This is a genomic window from Pseudomonas salmasensis (genome assembly GCF_014268375.2).
GTDB classification, from domain to species: Bacteria; Pseudomonadota; Gammaproteobacteria; order Pseudomonadales; family Pseudomonadaceae; genus Aquipseudomonas; species Aquipseudomonas salmasensis.
Genome location: NZ_CP077083.1, coordinates 5,101,736 through 5,122,676, shown reverse-complemented (window position 1 = coordinate 5,122,676; position 20,941 = coordinate 5,101,736). Strand labels below are relative to the sequence as shown.

The following is a 20,941-nucleotide window of genomic DNA, read 5'->3' as shown; positions in this document are numbered from 1 at the left end:
GTGCAGCCTTATTTGAACTTCACTTGCGGCGCTTTATCGGCATCGGCGCTGGTGGCTTCAAACGTGGCGCGGATCGGCAAGTCGCTGTACATCACGCTGTGCCACAGGCGGCCCGGAAAGGTGCGGATCTCGGTGTTGTAAGCCTGTACGGCCTGGATAAAGTCACGGCGAGACACAGCGATACGGTTCTCGGTGCCTTCAAGTTGCGATTGCAAGGCCAGGAAGTTCTGGTTGGCCTTCAGGTCCGGGTAACGCTCGGACACCACCATCAAGCGGCTGAGTGCGCCGCTCAGGCCATCCTGGGCTTGCTGGAACTGCTTGAGTTTCTCGGGGTTGTCCAGGGTGCTGGCATCCACCTGGATCGAGGTGGCCTTGGCCCGCGCTTCAATCACCGCGGTGAGGGTTTCCTGTTCGTGGGCGGCATACGCCTTCACCGTTTCCACCAGGTTGGGGATCAGGTCGGCACGGCGCTGGTACTGGTTTTGCACCTGGCCCCAGGCGGCCTTGGCCTGTTCGTCCAGGGTCGGGATGTTGTTGATGCCGCAACCGCTCAGCACGCTGCTGATCAGTAACAGCGCCGCAGCCTTGAAGCCCCAGCGATAAGTGTGTGCTGCTTGCATGGTGTTTCTCCTGCCCAATCTGGATGGAATGTGACGACTAACCCTATAAACCACGCGCTTGGGGCATAATCCGCCACCACTGGAATGCTTCGAGCCAATCAGCTACAAAGATGCCCAGCGCGAAAAAGAGTTCAGAGTGTGCTGCATTTATCTGAACAACACCCGAACAACAATAGACGTTCCCCACATTTTGGCCGACAGCATCGCTTTGAATGCTGCGCAGTAGCCGAAAAAGGATATTCATGAAAAAGCTGTGTTTGCTCGGCCTTGTTGCAACGCTGGCCACCCACCCCGTCTGGGCAGAAACAAAGCCTGCTGCGCTTAACGACAAGGACGCCTTTGTCAGCGACCTGCTCAAGCAAATGACCCTGGATGAGAAGATCGGCCAATTGCGCCTGATCAGCATCGGCCCGGAAATGCCCCGCGAGCTGATCCGCAAGGAAATCGCCGCCGGCCGCATCGGTGGCACGTTCAACTCCATCACCCGCCCGGAAAACCGTCCGATGCAGGACGCGGCCATGCGCAGCCGCTTGAAGATCCCGATGTTCTTCGCCTACGACGTGATCCACGGCCACCGCACCATTTTCCCGATCAGCCTGGCCCTGGCCTCCAGCTGGGACATGGACGCCATTGGCCGCTCCGGGCGCATCGCCGCCCAGGAAGCCGCCGCCGACAGCCTCGACATCACCTTTGCGCCGATGGTCGATATCTCCCGCGACCCACGCTGGGGCCGCACCTCCGAAGGTTTCGGTGAAGACACCTACCTGGTGTCACGCATTGGCGAAGTGATGGTCAAGGCGTTCCAGGGCACCAGCCCCGCGAATGCCGACAGCCTCATGGCCAGCGTCAAGCACTTTGCCCTCTATGGCGCGGTGGAAGGCGGGCGCGACTACAACGTGGTCGACATGAGCCCGGTCAAGATGTACCAGGACTACCTGCCGCCCTACCACGCGGCGATCAAGGCCGGCTCCGGCGGCGTGATGGTGGCGCTCAACTCGATCAACGGCGTGCCCGCCACTGCCAACACCTGGCTGATGAACGACCTGCTGCGCAAAGACTGGGGCTTCAAGGGCCTGACCGTCAGCGACCACGGCGCGATCTTCGAGCTGATCAAGCACGGCGTGGCCAAGGACGGGCGTGAAGCCGCCAAGCTCGCGATCAAGGCCGGCATCGACATGAGCATGAACGACTCGCTATATGGCAAGGAGCTGCCTGGGCTGCTCAAATCCGGCGAGATCCAGCAGAGCGACATCGACAACGCCGTGCGCGAAGTGCTCGGCGCCAAGTACGACATGGGCCTGTTCAAGGACCCGTACCTGCGCATCGGCAAGGCCGAGGATGACCCGGTCGACACCTACGCCGACAGCCGCCTGCACCGCGCCGAGGCCCGCGACATTGCGCGCCGCAGCCTGGTGTTGCTCAAAAACCACAACGACACCCTGCCGCTGAAAAAATCCGCGACCATTGCCCTGGTCGGCCCGCTGGCCAAGGCCCCCATCGACATGATGGGCAGTTGGGCTGCTGCCGGCCGGCCTGCGCAATCGGTGACCCTGCTCGACGGCATGAACGCCGTGATCGGCGAAAAAGGCAAGGTGATCTACGCCCGTGGCGCCAACATCACCGGCGACAAGGCGGTGCTCGACTACCTCAACTTCCTCAACTTCGACGCCCCGGAAGTGGTGGACGACCCGCGCCCTGCCCAGGTGCTGATTGATGAAGCGGTGAAGGCGGCGAACAACGCCGACGTTATCGTCGCGGCAGTGGGCGAGTCTCGTGGCATGTCCCACGAGTCATCGAGCCGCACCGACCTGAACATCCCGCAAAGCCAGCGCGACTTGATCAAGGCCCTCAAAGCCACCGGCAAGCCGCTGGTGCTGGTGCTGATGAACGGCCGTCCGCTGTCGATTCTGGAAGAGAACCAACAGGCCGATGCGATCCTGGAGACCTGGTTTTCCGGTACCGAAGGCGGCAACGCTATTGCCGACGTGCTGTTTGGCGACTACAACCCATCGGGCAAGCTGCCGATCACCTTCCCTCGCTCCGTGGGGCAGATTCCGACCTACTACAACCACCTGACCATCGGCCGGCCATTCACCCCAGGCAAGCCGGGCAACTACACCTCGCAGTACTTCGATGACACCACAGGCCCCCTGTTTCCGTTTGGCTATGGCCTGAGCTACACCACGTTCAGCCTGTCGGACATGGCGCTGTCGTCCACCACCCTGAACAAGACCGGCACGCTCGACGCCAGCGTCACGTTGAAGAACACCGGCAAGGTAGATGGCGAAACGGTTGTGCAGTTGTATATCCAGGACGTGGCCGGTTCGATGATCCGCCCGATCAAGGAGCTCAAGAACTTCCAGAAGGTCATGCTCAAGGCCGGCGAAGCGCGCACGCTGCACTTCACTATCACCGAGGACGACCTGAAGTTCTATAACACCCAGCTCAAGTATGTGGCCGAACCGGGTGAGTTCAATGTACAGATCGGTCTGGACTCCCAGGCTGTACAGCAGCAGACGTTCGAGTTGTTGTAAGACCAGCAGCCGCCTCTTGCTTGAAGAGGCGGCTTGCGCCCTGCTCCGCTTCAAGCGGCAATAAGTCAGCTTTCACTCTTCACTCCAAGCCTGACCCTACAGTACTCCCCCGCTCTACTCGTCCACCCTGTCAGCTCAATTTAATGTACAGGTGTGTGGACTATGTCACCCACGACAAACGCCCGAGTGGGCGCTAAAAAAAAGCTGATTCAATCATCGTTCACGCTAAATGCTACCGCGCTTTGTGTGCTTGCCTGCCTGGCGGGTACGCAGGTTGATGCTGCGAGCTATATCGAACAAGGCAGGCTGCACGACGCGGCCAGTTGGCGCAGTGAAGAGTTCAAGAATAACTGGGGGCTGGGTGCAGTCGGCGCTGATTACGCTTATGCGCGAGGACTGAGTGGCAAGGGCGTTCAAGTTGGCGTTTACGATTCCGGAACCGACTTGCGCCACGACGAGTTTGCGGCAAAGCCCAATGTTGGGGTGCGCCTGGCTGATCCCGGGTGCGTGAGTGAAACCGTGCTGGACGATGGCTGCTTCTTCACCGAGGGCGATCGTGCCGCCGTGGATGTTATCGACTCACTGCCGGAGCAAGCATTGGTTGCGCTGGAGGAGTTGATTGCCGAAGGTGACCAGATCTTTACCCGAGAGGAAATGGATGACTATCTGCAAAGCGTGGGTGCTCAATACGACACGCATGGCTCTTATGTCGCTGGATCGGCACTCGCCAATCGTGATGGAACCGGTGTACATGGCGTCGCCTACGCGGCCAACGTCAGTGCAGTGCGCAGATTCAGTAATACCTACCTGGGTGGGCCCCCTTCGTTGGTGCTCCCCTTGGGCGTCCCCTTTCCGAGCCCGGAGGCGGTCGAGACCGCTTACGCGCAGTTGCACGCGCAACGTGTGCGCGTCGTCAATAATAGTTGGGGCGCAGACGTATCACCTGCGGATGGAGCAGAGCTGGACCTTTTATTGAGTCATACCCAATCGCGCGCTTATCAAGAGCTCAATGCCATTGCTGATGCCACGATCAAATACGGCATCCTGCAAGTGTGGTCAGCGGGCAACGCCGAAATCGACGCGGCTCAAGCACCGCCGCAGCCCGGGCTTCATCCCAACTTGCCGCGTGCAATTACGCAACTGGAACCCTATTGGTTGACCGTCGTCAACGTGAACCAGGCGCTGACGTTGAGCGATGATTCTTCCCGTTGCGGCTTCAGTAAAAACTGGTGCCTGGCGGCGCCTGGAGTCGATATCACCTCTCCCCGGGTCAGCGGTTCAGCGCACACCGTCAATCACTACAAACCTGATGAAGAGGTCGACGGTTTCACCGTCACCGGCAGTGAACCGGAGTTCGGTTACATGACGGCCTCAGGTACTTCCGCCGCAGCCCCCCACGTTACCGGTGGCCTCGCCTTGCTGATGGAACGCTTCCCCTACCTCGACAACCCGCAAATCCGCGACGTGCTGCTGACCACCGCCACCGACCTCGGCGAGCCAGGTGTAGACGAGGTCTACGGCTGGGGCCTGATGAACCTGAAAAAAGCCATCGACGGCCCTGGCCAGCTTCGGGTTGATACGCGGGTGAACATGGAGCACCACGCCGGTGGCGCGATCAGCTGGCAAGGTGGCGCCTGGGATGATTGGCGCAACGATATCAGCGGCCCCGGTCGCCTGGAAAAAATCGGCACCGGCTGGCTACGCCTGAGCGGCGATAACAGCTTCGCCGGGGCCACCCTCAAGCAAGGCGTTCTGGAACTGGACGGCACCAACCACCTCCAGGGCGACGTAAGGGTCGACGGTGGCGTCCTGCGCCTGAACGGGACCTTGGCTGTGGAGGGGGATTATCAGCAAGCCGCCGATTCAACCCTGATGACTGGCCTGGTGGCCCAGGCAGGCCCGGCAAACCTGCAAGTCAGTCACCAGGCGCTGATCAGGGGAGGCACGCTGTACCTGAGCGCACAACCCAATAGCTACCCCCTGGGCGAGCGTTACCGCATTCTGCAGGCCAAAGAGGCGGTGAACGGCGAGTTTGCCTCAATCGACCACCGGGAGTTCTCGCCCTTTCTCAGCGTTTCCCAGGTCATACAGGGCAATGACTTGCTGGTGGAATTCGGCCGTGGCCGGTCATTGGTATCGGCGGCGAGCACCGCCAACCAGCACACCGTCGCTGGCGCCGCCGACGCGCAAACCCAGCCCACGCCGCTGCTCAAACGCCTGACGGCGCTGTTTCCCGAACAAATCCCTGCGGCCCTGGACCAGTTGAGCGGCGAACTGCATGCCAGCACCCAGGCGACGCTGATCGAAAACAGCCGGGTGTTGCGCCAGTCGGTGCTCGACCGCCAGCGCACGGCACAGGAAAGCCGCTCGGCCCGCCCCGCGGAGCTAAATCAGGGTGTGTGGGTACAACTGCCCCGTCAGTCCGGGCAACTTTCGGGCGGTGACGGCACCGCCCGCACATCCCATAGCGGCACCGGCGTGCTGGTCGGCTTCGATCACCACCTGGAACAAGGCACACACCTGGGCATAGTGGCCGGCAGTAACAGCAGTAAGGTGAAGGCCGGGCGTCGCGGCAAGGCGAGCATCGACACCTATCAGCTAGGCCTGCATGTTGGCCACACCTGGGGCGCTTTCGGCCTGTATGGCGGCATTGCCTACGCGCAACACGCGGTCCACACCAAACGCAGCGTGAGCTTTCCCGGCGTAGAAAACCGCCTGTCCGCCAAGTACGCCAGCCGTACCGTGCAGACCTTTACCGAAGCTAACTACACGTTCAGCCATGACTTCTGGGAGTGGCAACCGTACCTGCAACTGGCCAATGTTCAACAGCGCAGCGACGGCTACAACGAACAAGGCGGTACGCTGGCATTGCGTGGCAAAGGCTCTGAGGAAAGCGTGAACCTGGCCACCGGCGGTGTGCGGGTCAACCTCGATTTGGGCAAGACGCAACTCGGCCCGTCGTGGTTGAGAGTGCGCGCTGACCTGGCCTACACCCACGCCAGCGGCGACCTGCAACCCAGCACCCAGGCGGCCTGGGATGGCGGGCGCGTGATGCGCGTCAACGGCGCACCGCTGGATCGCCTCAGCACACGCCTGGAGCTGGGTGCTACCGCACGTCTGAGCCGTGCCAGTGCCATCGACCTGAGCTTCAAGCAACAGCGCGGTGAACGCTCCCTGGATCAAAGCGTCATCGCGCAATATTCGCTGCAGTTTTGAGCGGTTTCAGGCGCAGGTCTTACCCCCGCCGATCCAAAAGGTTGACCACCAACCGATCAATCCAGCCCCACACCCGCTGCTTCACCCGACGCCACAACGGTCGCGCCTTCCAAGCTGCCAGGCTCACTGCCTGGCTCTGGGCAAAGTCCGCTTCGAAACTGCCCACCACCGCAGCCGTCAACTGCGGGTCCAGCGCCTCCAGGTTGGCTTCCAGGTTGAAGCGCAGATTCCAATGGTCGAAATTGCATGAGCCAATGCTCACCCAATCGTCCACCAGCACCATCTTCAGGTGCAGGAAGCACGGCTGGTATTCGAAGATCTGCACGCCCGAGCGCAACAGGCGCGGGTAATAGCGGTGCCCGGCGTAACGCACCGACGGGTGATCGGTGCGCGGGCCGGTGAGCAACAAACGCACATCCACACCGCGCCCAGCCGCCCGGCGCAAGGCACGGCGTACACTCCAGGTGGGCAGGAAGTACGGGGTCGCCAGCCAGATACGCGATTTGCTGCTGTTCAAGGCGCGAATCAACGATTGCAGGATGTCACGGTGCTGACGGGCGTCGGCATACGCAACGCGGCCCAGCCCCGGCCCGGTGGCGGGCACCTTTGGCAAGCGGGCCAAACCGAAATGGGTCGCCGGTTTCCATTCACGGCGCGCGGCGTTAGCGTGCCATTGCCGGTCGAACAGGGCCTGCCAGTCCAGCACCAGCGGGCCGCTGATTTGCACCATCACTTCATGCCAGTCGGCGGTGTCTTGCCCCGGCGTCCAGAACTCATCGGTAACGCCGGTGCCGCCGACCACCGCAATGCGCTGGTCGATCAGCAGCAACTTGCGATGGTCGCGATACAGATTGCGCATCCAGCGCCGCCAATTCAGGCGGTTGTAAAAGCGCAACGCCACGCCGGCATCGGTCAAGCGCTTGCGCAGCCCCAGGGTAAACGCCAGGCTGCCGTAATCGTCGAACAGGCAACGTACCTGCACGCCGCGTTCGGCGGCCAGCACCAGTGCCTGCACCATGGCCTCGGCACACGCCCCGGCTTCGACCAGGTACAACTCAAGGTCAACCTGCTGCTCGGCCCGGGCGATGCCCACCAGCATCTGCGGGAAGAAATTCGGCCCGTCGATCAGCAATTCGAACTGATTGGCGCTGCGCCATGGGAACACCGCGCCGCTCATGTCAGCGCGCCGTGAAGATCAGCACCGCACCCACCGGCACCGACAAACTGATCGACTTGAGCCCTGCCGCCTTGCGCAAGGCGGCTACACCCGGCGCCAGGTCGAAATCTTCGGCGTGCAATATCACGGGTTCCAGGGTCACCACTTGGAAGCGTCGATCATCCAGGCGCGTGGCCAACAGCTCGGCGCTGTAGGTCTGGGTTTTACCCCGCAGCGTGACGCTCAGGGGCAGGCGCAATTCCAGCTGCGCGCCGGACGCCAGGTCATTGATGGGCTGCAGATTGATCTGCGCGCTGATCTGCGCTTCGGGGAAGGTCTTGATCTCGAACAGCTCTTTACGCATGCGCTCGTCGCGCAGCGGGATGCCGCTGTTGATTGACTCCAGTTCCACTTCCAACTGCGCCGCACCTTTGGCGTCGACCTTGCCATGCAGCACCAGGAAGCGCTGCACTTCAGCTATCTCGGTGTTTTTGGTGGTGACGAAGGACAGGCGTGAGGATTCGTTATCCAGGTACCAGTCAGCGTGGGCCGGCAAGGCGGCACACGTCAGCAGCGTGAAGGCCAGGGGTTTGAGATTGAACATAGAAACTCATGGGGCAAAAAACCTGCACGAACCTTAAGCGCAATCTCACAAGCGGCGCAAATCCAATGTGGGAGCTGGCTTGCCTGCGATGACGGCGGCACAGCCAGCAACAATGGTGACTGACCTGCCGCTATCGCAGGCAAGCCAGCTCCCACAGGGTTCGGTGGTTGACTTCAGATCAACGCCCGCTGCACATCGCGCACCGTCGCTTCGAGGCTGGCCATGTGCAGGTTCAATACGCGCTCCACTGGCGCCTGATGCATCGGCCAGTGCAGCGCCATGCTGCCCACCAGCCGCCCGTTGGCCTGCACCGGCAAGGCCACCGCGCGAATCAGAAACGGCAGGCGCACCGGGTATTCCCAATAGCCTTCAGTGCGCTGGCCAAACCCTTGGTGCTGGGTTTGCTCGCAGGTATACACCTGCTCGTCCGCAGCGACATGATCGCGGCCCGCCAGACGCTGCACCTCTTCAACGGGCAATTGCGTCAGGCACGCCTTGCCCATCGCCGAGTGAAACAGGCTGGCGTACTGGCCGACGATCTGACAGTTGTTCGGGTACAGCTTGCGCAACACGCTGGGGATCGCACTTTCCATGACCTCCAGGCGCTCGCCATCGAAGCACGACAAATCCACCACCAGCCCGGTGCGCTCGCTCAGTTCCAGCAACCAGGGCGCGGCGCTCTCCACCACCTGGCGCTTGAGGCGTTGCTGGGTATCGCCGAACAAGCGCCGGGCACGCAGGCGGTAACGTCGATCGCTCAGGCCGCGGTAGACCCACCCCTGCTCCTGCAAGGTCAGCAACATGCGCGACACCGTGGCCTTGGGCAGGCACGTGAGGTAGTGCAGCTCTTCCAGCCCCAGGGCCTGGTGCTCGCCCAGCAACTCGACGATTGCCAGTGCGCGCTCAACCGAGCGTACGGTGCCTGTCTCCATGTTCGATCTCCCTGTTGCCGGTGGATGATCTTTTTTCACAGCAAGATACAGGCCCGGTCAGCGCTCAGCGGGTCGTTGCAAGGCTCGCCGGCGGGCGACGTTGTACCCATCGGGTCAGTTGTTCATGGGCGTAGGCCAATTGCAGCACGGCCCTGTCGGCCTGGGCCGGGCCAATGATTTGCAGGCCCATGGGCAAGCCTTGGTTGAAGCCCACGGGAATGCTCATGCTTGGCAAACCGGCGAGGGTCGGGCCAATCACCACTTCCATCCAACGGTGATAAGTGTCCATTTCACGCCCGCCGACGAGGCGTGGCCACGGCTGTTGTGCATCGAAAGGGAACACCTGGGCGGTGGGCAACAGCAGAAAATCGTAACGTTCAAACAACTTGGCCAAGGCGCGGTACCACTCACTGCGGTCTACCGACGCCTGGTACACCTGTTGGGCACTCAAACCCTGGCCGCCCTCCACTTCCCATTGGGCCTCGGGTTTGAGCAGTGCGCGTTTTTGCGGGTTGGCGTAGGCCGCGCCGAGGTTGCCGTGCACCAGCCAATGGCGGTGTACCAGCCAGCAGCGCCACAGGCGCGCCATGGAAAAGTCCGGTTGGCAGCTGTGCACTTCACAGCCCAGGCTGGCGAAATCTTCCAGCGCCGCTTCGCACAGGCTCATCACGCCATCATCCATCGGCAGATAACCGTTGTAGTCCCCCAGCCAACCCAGGCGCGCGCCCGTGAAGTCACGCTGCAACGGCTGGCCCAGCAGCGCCGAATCAGCCTGGGAGGACAGCGGCGTGCGGGGGTCGTAACCGGCCTGGATGCTCAGCAACCGCGCTACATCCGTCACGCTGCGACCCATCGGGCCTTCGGTGCCCAATTGCTGCACGAACAGCTCCGGCATCGGCCCGTGGGGCACCCGCCCTTGGGAGGGGCGCAAGCCGAACACGTTGTTGAACGCCGCCGGGTTGCGCAACGAGCCCATCATGTCGCTGCCGTCGGCCACCGGCAGCATGCGCAGCGCCAGGGCCACCGCCGCCCCGCCGCTGCTGCCGCCGGCCGCCAGGCGCGGGTCATAGGCATTGGTGGTGGTGCCGAACAGCGTGTTGTAGGTATGGGAGCCCAGGCCGAACTCCGGCACGTTGGTCTTGCCGATGATGATCGCACCACTGGCCCGTACCCGCGCCACGCTGATGGCGTCTTCGCCCGGCACATGCTCGGCGAACAGCGGTGAGCCCAAGGTGGTGCGCAAGCCCTGGGTGGCCGCCAGGTCCTTGATGGCCTGGGGCATGCCGTGCATCCAGCCACGGGAGTGGCCCTGGCCCAACTCACGATCGCAGGCCCGCGCCTCGGCCAGCACGGCCTCGCTGTCGCGCAACGACACCAGCGCATTCACGCCGGAGTTAAAGCGCTGGATCTGCGCCAGGTACGCCTGCATCACTTCCTCGCACGACACCTGCCGCCCATGAATGGCCCGCGACAGTTCAGTGGCATCCCAATCAACAATACTCAAGGCTTCACCTCTCTGGAAAACGGCAACGGCTTGCTCGCCCTGGGGGCCTCGCGCATGCAGTAAGTGCCCAGCAGCGTCAGCACGCATGCGAACAATACATAAAACGAGGGCGCCACCGGCGTGCCCAGCACTTTGCTCAGCCAGGTCACGATCAACGGCGCGAAACCACCGAACACCATCACCGCCACGTTATAGGCCACCGACACGCCGGTGGAGCGCACCTCAATGGGGAACTGCTCGGCCAATGCCGTCGGCGCTGGCCCGAAGAACCCGCCAATCGCCGTGCACAACATCACCTGCATCACCAGCAAGCGCTCGATGGACGGCGCGGCGGCCACCCACGCATACAACGGGTAAACCATCACGAAAAACGCCAGGGTGAAGGCCATCAGCACTGGCCGCCGCCCCAACCGATCCGAGAGCAGGCCGGACAAGGGGATCACCACGGTCATCAGCGCCACCGCAAACATCTGCACCATCAGCACCTGGTCCAGCGGCAGGCCGAGGTTCTTGTGGGCGAAGGTCGGCATGTTCACCAGCACCACGTAGAACGACACCGTCGCGCCGCATGCCAGCCCCATCGACACCAAAATACTGCGCCGATGCTCACGCAGCACTTGCATCAGGCTCGGCGCCGGGCCGGTGGCTTGCTTGCGCGCCTCGATGAATTCTTCCGGGTCTTCCATGTGCCGACGAATCCACAACCCCACCGGGCCGATCAACAAACCCAGCACAAACGGTAGGCGCCAGCCCCACAGGTCGAGGGTCTCGGGCGAAAAGAAATGCGTGACCAACGCCACCATCGCCGCCCCACCGAACACCGCCAGGCACTGCCCCACCAATTGCCAGGAGCCATACAAGCCCTTGCGATGGGCTGGCGCGCTCTCTACCAGAAATGCCGTGGCGCTCGCGTACTCACCGCCAGTGGCAAAGCCCTGGAGCATGCGCGCCACCACGATCAGCAACGGCGCGCCCATGCCGATGGCGGCATAGTTCGGCGCGAAGGCGATCAGCGCGATGGACACGGTCATCAGCCGGATAATCAACTGCATCGCCGCCTTGCGGCCTTTGCGATCAGAATAGATACCCAACAGGATGCCGCCCACCGGACGCATGAAAAAGCCCACGCCGAAGGTCGCCAGCGCCATCAGCAGCGAGGCGTACTCGTCCTCCGAGGGAAAGAACTGCCGGGCGATGATGCTGGCCAGAAAGCCGTAGACGATGAAGTCATACCATTCCAACGCGTTGCCGATCACCGCCGCCACCACTTGGCGGGTGCGCGAGACACCAGGTTTTGCAGTCTGCATGAGGAACACTCCATTCAACCGATCAGGGAAAGGGTCCAGCGGCAGAAAAAGACGTTGCTGTAGGAGCGAGCTTGCTCGCGAAAAACGCGCAGGCGACACGGGCTACCTGAAAGCGCTGCGTCAGCGTTAACGGTTTTCGCGAGCAAGCTCGCTCCTACAAGGGTTCGGGTTAGCCGGCTGGCTTGAGCCAGCTCTCGGCCAGCGCGCCCCAATAGGCGGCGCCGGTCAGTAGGATGTCGTCGTTAAAGTCATAGGCGGGGTTGTGCACCATCGGCCGCGACACGCCGTTGCCGATAAACAGGTAACTGCCGGGGCAGCGTTGCAGCATCCAGGCGAAGTCTTCGCTGCCCATCAGCGTGCGGGTGTTGCCATCCACGGCGTCGGCACCGAGCAAGGCCACGCCGACCTGGCGGGCGAATTCGGTTTCCTCGGCGTGGTTGACCAGCACCGGGTAGGCCGGGCGGTGTTCGATCTGCACCGTGCAGCAGAAGCTCGCGGCCTGGGTCTGGATGATCGCGTTGACCCGTTCCAGCATCTGTTCACGCACCTTGGGGTTGAGCGCTCGCAGGCTCAGGCGCAGCAGGGCTTGTTGGGGAATCACGTTGGCGGCTTGCCCCGCTTGCAGGGCGCCTACCGTGACCACGGCGGCTTCCTGGGTGTCGATATTGCGCGCCACCACCGTTTGCAAAGCCATGACCATGCTGGCGGCCGCCACCAGCGGGTCCACGGTCAAATGCGGCATCGAGCCGTGGCCACCTACGCCTTCGAGCGTCACGGTGAGCAAATCCTGAGAGGCCATCATCGGCCCGACACGCAAGCCCAAATGCCCCGCCGGCAGGCCCGGCATATTGTGCATGCCGAACAGCCCGTCACACGGGAAGCGCTCCAGCAAACCGTCCGCCAGCATCGCCTCGGCGCCGCCCTGGCCTTCTTCGGCGGGTTGGAAAATCAGGTTCAAGGTACCGTCGAATTGCCGCGTCGCCGCCAAGTAACGCGCGGCGCCGAGCAACATGGTGGTGTGGCCGTCATGGCCGCAAGCGTGCATGCAGCCGGCGTGCTGGCTGGTATAGGCCGCGCCGGTGTTCTCGATGATGGGCAAGGCGTCCATGTCGGCACGAATGCCCAGGGTGCGTGGGCTGCTGCCGTTGTGCAACACACCGACCACACCGGTCTTGCCGATGCCGGTGTGCACCTCGTAACCCCACTCCTTGAGTGACTGTGCGACCAGCGCTGAGGTGCGGTTCTCCTCAAAGCCGAGTTCGGGGTGGGCGTGGATATCGTGACGCACAGCGTGCAAGTCGCTGGCAACGTCACTGAGCCAATCCAGGATGTGCTGGTGCGGGCGCATGGTGATTCTCCTCACAGGCGGGTGGTCCCGTTCTTGTTGGCAACACATCGACAGCTAAGCGCGATGTGCGCGTGAGGACAATCAAAGGTGGTTCCACCCTGTGGAACCTCAGGGCCGGCTATTGAGCAGTTCGACCATTCAATTTTCGCCCGATAAGGGGTCAGCAAATAAACTGGTAACTAACCTACCGCTACCGGGCATGAGGTCAAAAAAGCTATCTATATCCAAAAACTTACAAACTCTAAACTATTGGATTCCTTCGCACAGCTGAAGGACCTTGCACCTTGAATTTCTCAAAGTCTGCGGCACTCATAAAAACCCCATCAACACAGCGCCAGGTTTTGTCAACATTAGCTGGACACTCCACCCATCTTTTTATAAAGGCATAAGGATCCTCTCCTGGCTTAGGAAGGGAAAGCCCGCGCTGAACGGCGTCCAGAAACAAGGACACCTCCAAAGAATTTTCATCCGGCATACGTTCAGCATTTTTAACCTCCACAATTTCACATACAACCAAACCATGAACCGCCGCTACCTCATACAAATAAGCCCAAGTTTTCATAACCTTCTCCAATTACTGAAATTAACTACAGACAGGAGTATCAACCCCACCCGAAACCGGCGCCACTGTCATATCTAACAGTTACGCATATCAATTCCTAATACAACTAACCTACATTAATTACAAAAAGACATATCAGTCCCGAAACGAACGTTTTTAGCGGCAGCTGCCAACGGATTATTAGTCGACTATTTAACTAAACCCGGTCTTCTTGTAGATAAACGCACTGCTCGACCCGGCCAGCTTCCAAGAGCCGCCGCGCTTCGTGAACCGTCGCTTCGCTGCCAATACGCGCTCCATCGTGCGCGATTGCGTCAGGCACGCTCCAACACCAGCGCTGGTTACAGAGCCCATGACCTGAGCGCCTACGCCCACTTTGCGATGACTCGATATACCGATGCTGTGCGACAGCATGGCGTAGAAAACGGGTCGGCTCATCCCACGCCGCAACAGCCATTTGCCACCGGTTGCGAGGGCGCATTCATAAGATTAATTTTTGCGGCGTCGCTGCTCCTCGCATTATTTGGGCGAAATGGGAAAAGCCATTACTGATGACTTGTTGCTGGCGATGCAGTCTGGCAATCAAACTCCACAACAAGTAGTACACGCCCGGTGTGCTGCATCGGGCGTCTAAATTCTTATACTGTAGAGTACTTAATCCTTTTCATGGATATACGATGAAGGATTTAGACTAGCGCATCCACGATCTCAGTGAGAAAGTCCTCTAAAAACTCACTTCCAATATCACCCCAATCCACATTCCACCGTGGCGCAGGATCAAGCGACCAGTCCGCTATAATCGGGAATGCTGGATCAAGAGCATATTCAGAAAACAGCTTACTGTCATCCTGCAGCGGAACCTTGTTAGTTTCAGGCATCCTCTTCGCAATATAGTCGGCGAGCGAGACAGCTGGATGCAACAACTTTGCATACTTGTGCCTACCTCCGTTTTTTATACCCTCTTTAATATCAGCCAACGATAAGATATTAGTATAGACCATCCGACCTATCGACCGATAGTAACGCTTCACTCCATCTGGATCACCCGCATTAGAAGTAATCCCGATATCAATCTTTCCATCATAACACGCAACAATCAAACGCCTCACATTAGCCGGCGTATAGTTATCTATATCAACCTTAATTTTACACACAAAGAAGTTATCCATACCCGTAAAGTTAAACACGCAAAACTCTTGAACTCTTGGATTTCTCGGTATGGCTGAGGGGCCTTGCTCCTTGAATTTCTCAAACGCTGCTGCGCTCATAAAAACCCCATCGACCTGGCGCCACGTTTTGTCAACATCCGCTCGACACTCTACCCATCTTTTTATATAGTCATAAGGATTATTTTTTGGCTGAAAACTATTATCTTCTAGTTCAAGAGGGGGCGCCTCGAGCCGAGCGGCTTCCAGAAACATTTGCACCGCCAAAGTATTTTCATTCGGCATACTTTCATTATTTCTAATCTCCACACTTTCACACACAGACAAACCATGAAACACCTCTTTTTTTTCATACAAATAAGCCCACCTTTTCATAACTTCCTCCAATTACAAAAATAAATGACAAAAAAGAGTATCAACCCCACATTAAATCGGCACCACTGTCACATCTAACAGTTACTCATATCAATTCCAAATAAACCCAGCCCACATCAATTACAAAAACACCTATCAGTCCCAAAACGAATGATTTTTACCGACAGCTGCCAACGGCTTATTACTAGACTCTCTAACTAAACCCGCTCTCCTTGTGGATAAGGGCACTGCTCGACCCGGCGAGTTCCCACGAGCCCCAGCGCTTGGTGAACCGTCGCTTCGCAGCTAACAGCCATATCCAAGCTCAATACGCGCTACATCGTGAGCGATTGCGTTAGGCACGTTCCAACACCAGCGCTGGTTACAAAGTCCATGACCTGAGCAACTGCTCCGCGTCAACGCAGCGGTTCCGCTTGTGAAGGCCCTCGAGCACGCCTATCACGTGCTCTATTACGCAAAAATGCTCGCGCTTGAAGCGGCCATGGACCCCAAGGCGGAGAAGTCGTGTTTGCCTCGCATTATCTGGGTGAGATGGGTAAGGCGATCATCGATGACTTGCTGCTGGCGATGCAGTCTGGCAGTCAAACTCCACAACAAGTAGTACACGCCCGGCACACTGCATCGGGTGTCTAGATACTTGTACTGTAGAGATTTAACCCTTCTTATGGATCTATAACTAACGATTCAGACTGCTTCATCCACAATCTTAGTGAGAAAATCCCATAAAAAATCATCTCTAATACTACTCAAATCCAAATTCCATTGTGGCGCAGGATCAAGCGACCAGTCCGCTATAATCGGGAACCCTGGATCAAGACCATACTCAGAAAACAGCTTACTGTCATCCTGTAGCGGAACCTTGTTAGTTTCAGGTATCTTCTTCGCAATATAGTCGACGAGCGAGACAACCGGATACAATGACCTTGCATACTTGTACCTACCTACGCCACCTATATCCTTATCAATATCAGCCAACGATAAAATATTAGTATAGACCATCCGTTCTATCGAACGATAGTAACGCTTCACTCCATCTGGAGCACCCGCATTAGAAGTAATCCCGATATCAATCTTTCCATCATAGTACGCAACAATCAAACGCCTCACATCAGCCGGCGTATAGTTATCTATATCAACCTTAATCTTACACCGAAAAAAGTTATCCATACCCGTAAAGTTAAACACGCAAAACTCTTGAACTCTTGGATTTCTTGGTATGGCTGAGGGGCCTTGCTCCTTGAATTTCTCAAACGCTGCTGCGCTCATAAAAACCCCGTCGACCTGGCGCCACGTTTTGTCAACATCCGCTCGACACTCTACCCATCCTTTTATAAAGGCATCAGGATTATTTTTTGGGTAAAAAACATTGTCTTTTATTATTAGTTCAGCAAGGGGCGTCCCGAGCCGAACGGACTCCAGAAACGTTTGCACCTCCAAAGTATTTTCATCCGGCATACTTTCATCATTTCTAATCTCCACACTTTCACACACAGACAAACCATGAAGCACCTCTTTTTCATACAAATAAGCCCACGTTTTCATAACTTCCTCCAATTACGAAAATGAATGACAAGCAAGAGTATCAACCCCACATTAAATCGGCACCACTGTCACATCTAACAGTTACGCATATCAATTTCGAATAAACCCAACCCACATCAATTACAAAAACACATATCAATCCCAAACGAATGTTTTTTACCGGCAGCTGCCAACGGCTTATTACTAGACTCTCTAATTAAACCCGCTCTCTTTGTGAATAAGGGCACTGCTCGACCCGGCCAGCTCCCACGAGCCGCAGCGCTTGGTGAACCGTCGCTTCGCAGCTAACAGCCATATCCAAGCTCAATACGCGCTACATCGTGAGCGATTGCGTTAGGCACGTTCCAACACCAGCGCTGGTTACAAAGTCCATGACCTGAGCGACTGCTCCGCGTCAACGCCGGGGTTCCGCTTGTGGAGGCCCTCGAGCACGCCTCTCACGTGCTCTATTACGCAAAAATGCTCTCCCTTGAAGCCGCCATGGACCCAAGGGCCGAGAAGTTCGCATTCGCCTCGCATTACCTGGGCGAAATGGGCAAGGCCATCATCGATGACCTGCTGCTGGCGATGCAGCCTGGCACTCCACCTGTGCAGTAAGTAATACGCGCCCGGTGCACGGCATCGGGCGCCGCAGTTTCATCGGACTTATACGACGAAACTCACGGAATCGTCTGACTTTACCCTAAGTAAATCCCTCTCCAGAGTTTGGCTTGCTACTGAATTTTCCTTACTCATTTGCCTCGATTGAAATGCGTTACGCGTCAGTTTTCTTATCGGGACGAGCAGGGAAGTACGGCCAAAAAACATGGATAAGAGGCAAAAAAATGAGCGTAGGTTATTTCGTCCGCCAAGGTGATAAAACCAGTTGCGGCGGGGAAGTACTGGACGGAGATCAAAGGACCCATATGCATGGCAGTCTTCGTGCGTGCGAAGGTGACCCAGTCACCTGTGGCAAGGATGGGCAAACGTACAAGATCATCGGCGGCATCTCTTTCATGCAAAGCAATGGCCGGCTTATTGCCGGTACGTTGGACAGCTACAGCGGCTGTCCCTGTAAAGCCGAGCTGATTCCATCGGTGTTACTCGGCAAGTACCACAGCAGAGGTGGCTCAGTTGTGAGCGCCAACAGACTGGCCGTTGAGCCGGTCCAGCCAGCAACCCACTGGACAGCCCCCTCTCAACGCACGTCCAACCAGCCAAGTGAGTCGCCCCAATCCGCATTTGCCGCATTTAAAGCGCTCATAGGCGAGGAACCAGGTTTTTATATCGTGCCCAAAAGCATGAGCCGCGAGGCGCTAGAGGCCACACTTTTTCCGACGCTCGACCCGGCTGTAATGCGCAACTTTCAATCGCTGAATCCCAACACAGGGCACGTCAAAGCCGGCTCGATGATCGTGCTCAGCGACCCGAAAAACACCTTCTGCACGTATGAAGAAGCTCAGTTGATGCAGGCTGCACAACACGTCAGCGCATCTCTGGAGGATCTGACGCCGGACGAGGCTGACTTTCTGTATCGTCACGGTGCTGAAATCGCCGGTTTCATCGGCCATACCTCAACCTGGCTCGGCGTCAGTGCGGTGGTGATGGAAAAGCACCTGAGCAACTTGCGCGACACGCTCCAGGCCATGGAGCGCCTGCATCAGGACAACTATCGGCAGCACGGGCACCTTAGATCACCGCAGTTCTTTGCTGATCGCCAACGGTTGATGAACCAGTTGGATGCTCATCTGCTCAACTCCACCCGCCTGCGCGGGCAGACCACCCTAGGCGATCATCCCAAGTTGAAAACGGCCCTGGGTATATCCAGTCGCAGCTTGGTGCATCACTGGGACAAGGCGGGTGGGCCGGGGCAGATTCCGGGGTATGCCGCTCATGTGGAGGCGACGAGTCGGGCTGCCAAATACATGAAGACGGGCGGGTACATCGGGATTGGTATTGGCGGTGTTTCGTCGGTTTTGGCCATTCAACAGATATGTACCGGCGATTCGATTGCAACGTGTGAGAAGGTTAAGTTTTCTGAAGGTGGAAAATTTGGTGGGTCTACTATTGGTGGTTATATGACTGGAAAAATCGCCCAATCAGCGAGTGGCCCCATCTGCTTGGCGCTTGGCGTCTCTACTGGTATCGGTGGTTTTGTCTGCGTTGCGGCTGTTGTGGGAGCTGGCGCCTGGCTGGGAACGACTGTCGGAGGTATGAAAGGCGAAGAGCTAGGAGAGAAGTTGTATGAGAAAACCTTGCCATGATATCGGAGGAGTTTTGGAATTCTTGGGTAGGTATCTGGCTTGTGGCTGGCCCATTCCTGCTGGGAGTTGCCAGTGTTGTATACAGTCTTTATCTCAGCCATCGCCACTTGAACGCCATAAAGGATGCTTTGAAGAATAGTCGCTATGTTTATCTTTGGGGGCCGAGCCTAGGAAAACGAGGTTTGGTTTGGTCTCTATTAGAAATAGCAAAAATCACAGGGATGATAATGATGCCGAGGGCGTATATTCAGCTAGGAGATCTAGACTCTGGTGATATAAAAAACTTTCCTCCTTATCTGAAGTTTCTATTAAAAATTGATTTTGCAATGTTGGTAAGCGGTGTCGTTTGGCTAGCAGTTATATCTATGTTACAGGCGCTTAAGTAACTTGGTGGATGGCTACTGAGTGCTGGAGGCCAGCATTCAGTATGCCCAGCCGCCATGGGGTATATCACTAGGGTAAGGCTGAGGCCGAGGCAGATTCCGGGGTATGCCGCGCATGTGGAGGCGGTCAGCCGTGCCACGAAGTATATGAAGGCGGGTAGTTATATTGGTATTGGCCTTGGCGGCGTGTCTTCGTTGCTGGCTATTCAGCAGGTCTGTAATGGGGGCTCTGGGGCGGCTTGCGAGAGGGTCAAGTTCACGGAGGTAGGAAAATTTGGTGTTTCTACTGGTGTTAGCGCGTGGGGAGGGAGCGCAGCCCGAGTTGCCAGTGGCCCGATTTGCTTTGCGCTGGGCGTCTCCTCAAGCATTGGAGGGGTTGTCTGTGTCGCAGCTGTTGTAGGTGCTGGGGCGTGGATGGGTACGACAGGTGGCGGGATAGCTGAAGAAACTATCGGAGAGATGATCATTTACGAGGTTGCCCATCCATGACCATTCTCGACACCTGGCCCACATGGTTAGCAATCATAGTCATCGGTGGCTGGGCTCTGCTTGCGATTGCAGGTATGGCATACAGTCTGTACCTAAGCCACCACTACTTGGACGCCATAAAGGAGGCCTTGAAGAACAGCCGTTATATGTATATCTGGGGGCCTAGTCTGGGTAGGAGGGGCTTGATTTGGTCTCTATTGGAAATGTCAAAAATATCCGGAATGATCCTGATGCCGAGGGCATCGCTTCGCGCCGGAGAACTAGACCCCAGCGACCTTGAAAGCTTCCCGCTCTATCTCAAACTTCGACTGAAAATAATGACGATGTCGATGTGGGGTAGCGGCGTCTGGCTAGCAGTCGTATGTGCGGTGATAAAAGGTAGCTAATGCGACTCTCAGCGTCCGGTCTCAACCTCGCGCAGCGCTGGGGCATGACGGTAGTAGTATGGTTAACGCCAGCTAAATATCAGAGGCTACTCAACCATGATGAGCATCGACACTTGGCCTCCCTGGGTTGCAATCTTTGTTTTGGGAGCCCCAGGTCTGCTCGCAGTTGCCGGGATCGCTCATAGTTTGCACCTGAGCCACCGTCATCTGGACGCATTAAAGGAGGCTTTGAAAAACAGTCGGTATATCTACCTCTGGGGAGATAGCCTGGGAAAACGGGGCTTGATTTGGTCACTCTTGGAAATATCAAAAATCGCGGGGATGGTCGTGTGGCCGAGGGCTTATGTTCTTACCGGTGATGTAAATCCTGCTGATATCGAAACATTTCCAGCTCGTCTGAAACGGCGTCTGATCGTCAATATGACGCTGATGTTCACGTCATTCACATGGGGGGTAGTTGCCGCCATGCTTGTGAAGTTCAGGTAGCTCAAACGGGCCTCAACCGAGGTCCGACATCAGCAAAAAACCAGCGCCATTGCGTCCGCCAGCGCATATCCCCTGTGGGAGCGGGGGT

17 protein-coding genes and 1 pseudogene are annotated in these 20,941 nt (G+C 57.8%); 8 read left to right on the top strand and 10 right to left on the bottom strand.

Translation table 11 applies throughout. From position 1 onward, the window contains the following. Positions 1-8: 8 nt before the first annotated feature. On the bottom strand, positions 9-620 hold the full coding sequence (locus HU731_RS22950; protein ID WP_014717327.1) for a LemA family protein: 612 nt from the start codon (positions 618-620) through the stop codon (positions 9-11). Between the two features lie 242 nt (positions 621-862). On the opposite strand from HU731_RS22950, the gene bglX reads away from it, so the two are divergent. Together bglX and HU731_RS22940 are read left to right on the top strand one after the other, a co-directional pair. Beyond that, positions 863-3,154, top strand: coding sequence for a beta-glucosidase BglX (gene bglX / locus HU731_RS22945; protein ID WP_186605692.1), 2,292 nt, complete (start codon positions 863-865; stop codon positions 3,152-3,154). Positions 3,155-3,400: 246 nt separating this feature from the next. Next, complete coding sequence (locus tag HU731_RS22940) at positions 3,401-6,370, top strand: autotransporter domain-containing protein (RefSeq protein WP_186605690.1); 2,970 nt, start codon at positions 3,401-3,403, stop codon at positions 6,368-6,370. A 19-nt stretch (positions 6,371-6,389) separates the two neighbouring features. Here the strand turns inward: HU731_RS22940 and HU731_RS22935 are convergent, their stop codons facing one another. The 8 genes from HU731_RS22935 to HU731_RS22900 form a co-directional block, all read right to left on the bottom strand. Then, the gene (locus HU731_RS22935; protein ID WP_186605688.1) at positions 6,390-7,547 is read right to left on the bottom strand and encodes a phospholipase D-like domain-containing protein; all 1,158 of its coding nucleotides are present in this window, start codon (positions 7,545-7,547) and stop codon (positions 6,390-6,392) included. Between the two features lies 1 nt (position 7,548). Further along, positions 7,549-8,130, bottom strand: a complete 582-nt coding sequence (locus tag HU731_RS22930) for a YceI family protein (RefSeq protein ID WP_186605686.1) — start codon at positions 8,128-8,130, stop codon at positions 7,549-7,551. A gap of 173 nt (positions 8,131-8,303) precedes the next feature. After that, positions 8,304-9,062 (bottom strand): helix-turn-helix domain-containing protein, encoded by a 759-nt coding sequence (locus HU731_RS22925; protein ID WP_186605685.1) that lies wholly within the window; start codon positions 9,060-9,062, stop codon positions 8,304-8,306. Between the two features lie 64 nt (positions 9,063-9,126). Further along, positions 9,127-10,566 (bottom strand): amidase, encoded by a 1,440-nt coding sequence (locus HU731_RS22920; RefSeq protein WP_186605683.1) that lies wholly within the window; start codon positions 10,564-10,566, stop codon positions 9,127-9,129. Further along, positions 10,563-11,873 carry a citrate-proton symporter gene (locus HU731_RS22915; protein ID WP_186605681.1) on the bottom strand — a complete coding sequence of 437 codons (1,311 nt, stop codon included), beginning with the start codon at positions 11,871-11,873 and terminating at the stop codon, positions 10,563-10,565. Before HU731_RS22915 ends, HU731_RS22920 begins: the two co-directional genes overlap by 4 nt. Before the next feature lie 169 nt (positions 11,874-12,042). Beyond that, positions 12,043-13,221: a M20 aminoacylase family protein gene (locus HU731_RS22910; protein WP_186605679.1), complete on the bottom strand. Its 1,179-nt coding sequence runs from the start codon at positions 13,219-13,221 to the stop codon at positions 12,043-12,045. A gap of 241 nt (positions 13,222-13,462) precedes the next feature. Next, complete coding sequence (locus tag HU731_RS22905; RefSeq protein WP_186605677.1) at positions 13,463-13,783, bottom strand: hypothetical protein; 321 nt, start codon at positions 13,781-13,783, stop codon at positions 13,463-13,465. Positions 13,784-14,469: 686 nt separating this feature from the next. Continuing rightward, positions 14,470-15,324 carry a hypothetical protein gene (locus HU731_RS22900; RefSeq protein ID WP_186605675.1) on the bottom strand — a complete coding sequence of 285 codons (855 nt, stop codon included), beginning with the start codon at positions 15,322-15,324 and terminating at the stop codon, positions 14,470-14,472. 531 nt (positions 15,325-15,855) lie between these two features. On the opposite strand from HU731_RS22900, the gene HU731_RS29005 reads away from it, so the two are divergent. Continuing rightward, positions 15,856-15,957, top strand: coding sequence for a hypothetical protein (locus tag HU731_RS29005; RefSeq protein WP_437180722.1), 102 nt, complete (start codon positions 15,856-15,858; stop codon positions 15,955-15,957). Positions 15,958-16,008: 51 nt separating this feature from the next. Here the strand turns inward: HU731_RS29005 and HU731_RS22890 are convergent, their stop codons facing one another. Then, positions 16,009-16,866, bottom strand: a complete 858-nt coding sequence (locus HU731_RS22890; RefSeq protein ID WP_186605667.1) for a hypothetical protein — start codon at positions 16,864-16,866, stop codon at positions 16,009-16,011. Positions 16,867-17,247: 381 nt separating this feature from the next. Between HU731_RS22890 and HU731_RS22885 the strand changes: the two are divergent. From HU731_RS22885 to HU731_RS22865, 5 genes and pseudogenes are all read left to right on the top strand, one after another. Beyond that, a pseudogene (locus tag HU731_RS22885) lies at positions 17,248-17,463 on the top strand (DUF3077 domain-containing protein); the annotation flags it as partial. A 227-nt stretch (positions 17,464-17,690) separates the two neighbouring features. Then, positions 17,691-19,109 (top strand): PAAR domain-containing protein, encoded by a 1,419-nt coding sequence (locus HU731_RS22880; protein ID WP_186605665.1) that lies wholly within the window; start codon positions 17,691-17,693, stop codon positions 19,107-19,109. Positions 19,110-19,150: 41 nt separating this feature from the next. Further along, positions 19,151-19,495 (top strand): hypothetical protein, encoded by a 345-nt coding sequence (locus HU731_RS22875; protein WP_225931508.1) that lies wholly within the window; start codon positions 19,151-19,153, stop codon positions 19,493-19,495. Positions 19,496-19,977: 482 nt separating this feature from the next. Next, the gene (locus HU731_RS22870; RefSeq protein ID WP_186605661.1) at positions 19,978-20,367 is read left to right on the top strand and encodes a hypothetical protein; all 390 of its coding nucleotides are present in this window, start codon (positions 19,978-19,980) and stop codon (positions 20,365-20,367) included. Positions 20,368-20,463: 96 nt separating this feature from the next. Further along, positions 20,464-20,853 (top strand): hypothetical protein, encoded by a 390-nt coding sequence (locus HU731_RS22865; protein WP_186605659.1) that lies wholly within the window; start codon positions 20,464-20,466, stop codon positions 20,851-20,853. Positions 20,854-20,941 lie beyond the last annotated feature (88 nt).

Bases quoted from the DNA above. Each gene is read 5' to 3' on its own strand.
- bglX (WP_186605692.1), top strand. From the start codon at position 863: ATGAAAAAGCTGTGTTTGCTCGGCCTTGTTGCAACGCTGGCCACCCAC.
- HU731_RS22915 (WP_186605681.1), bottom strand. From the start codon at position 11,873: ATGCAGACTGCAAAACCTGGTGTCTCGCGCACCCGCCAAGTGGTGGCG.
- HU731_RS22870 (WP_186605661.1), top strand. From the start codon at position 19,978: ATGACCATTCTCGACACCTGGCCCACATGGTTAGCAATCATAGTCATC.
- HU731_RS22930 (WP_186605686.1), bottom strand. From the start codon at position 8,130: ATGTTCAATCTCAAACCCCTGGCCTTCACGCTGCTGACGTGTGCCGCC.
- HU731_RS22890 (WP_186605667.1), bottom strand. From the start codon at position 16,866: ATGAAAACGTGGGCTTATTTGTATGAAAAAGAGGTGCTTCATGGTTTG.
- HU731_RS22925 (WP_186605685.1), bottom strand. From the start codon at position 9,062: ATGGAGACAGGCACCGTACGCTCGGTTGAGCGCGCACTGGCAATCGTC.
- HU731_RS22880 (WP_186605665.1), top strand. From the start codon at position 17,691: ATGAGCGTAGGTTATTTCGTCCGCCAAGGTGATAAAACCAGTTGCGGC.
- HU731_RS22900 (WP_186605675.1), bottom strand. From the start codon at position 15,324: ATGAAAAGGTGGGCTTATTTGTATGAAAAAAAAGAGGTGTTTCATGGT.
- HU731_RS22865 (WP_186605659.1), top strand. From the start codon at position 20,464: ATGATGAGCATCGACACTTGGCCTCCCTGGGTTGCAATCTTTGTTTTG.
- HU731_RS22905 (WP_186605677.1), bottom strand. From the start codon at position 13,783: ATGAAAACTTGGGCTTATTTGTATGAGGTAGCGGCGGTTCATGGTTTG.
- HU731_RS29005 (WP_437180722.1), top strand. From the start codon at position 15,856: ATGGGTAAGGCGATCATCGATGACTTGCTGCTGGCGATGCAGTCTGGC.
- HU731_RS22910 (WP_186605679.1), bottom strand. From the start codon at position 13,221: ATGCGCCCGCACCAGCACATCCTGGATTGGCTCAGTGACGTTGCCAGC.
- HU731_RS22950 (WP_014717327.1), bottom strand. From the start codon at position 620: ATGCAAGCAGCACACACTTATCGCTGGGGCTTCAAGGCTGCGGCGCTG.
- HU731_RS22935 (WP_186605688.1), bottom strand. From the start codon at position 7,547: ATGAGCGGCGCGGTGTTCCCATGGCGCAGCGCCAATCAGTTCGAATTG.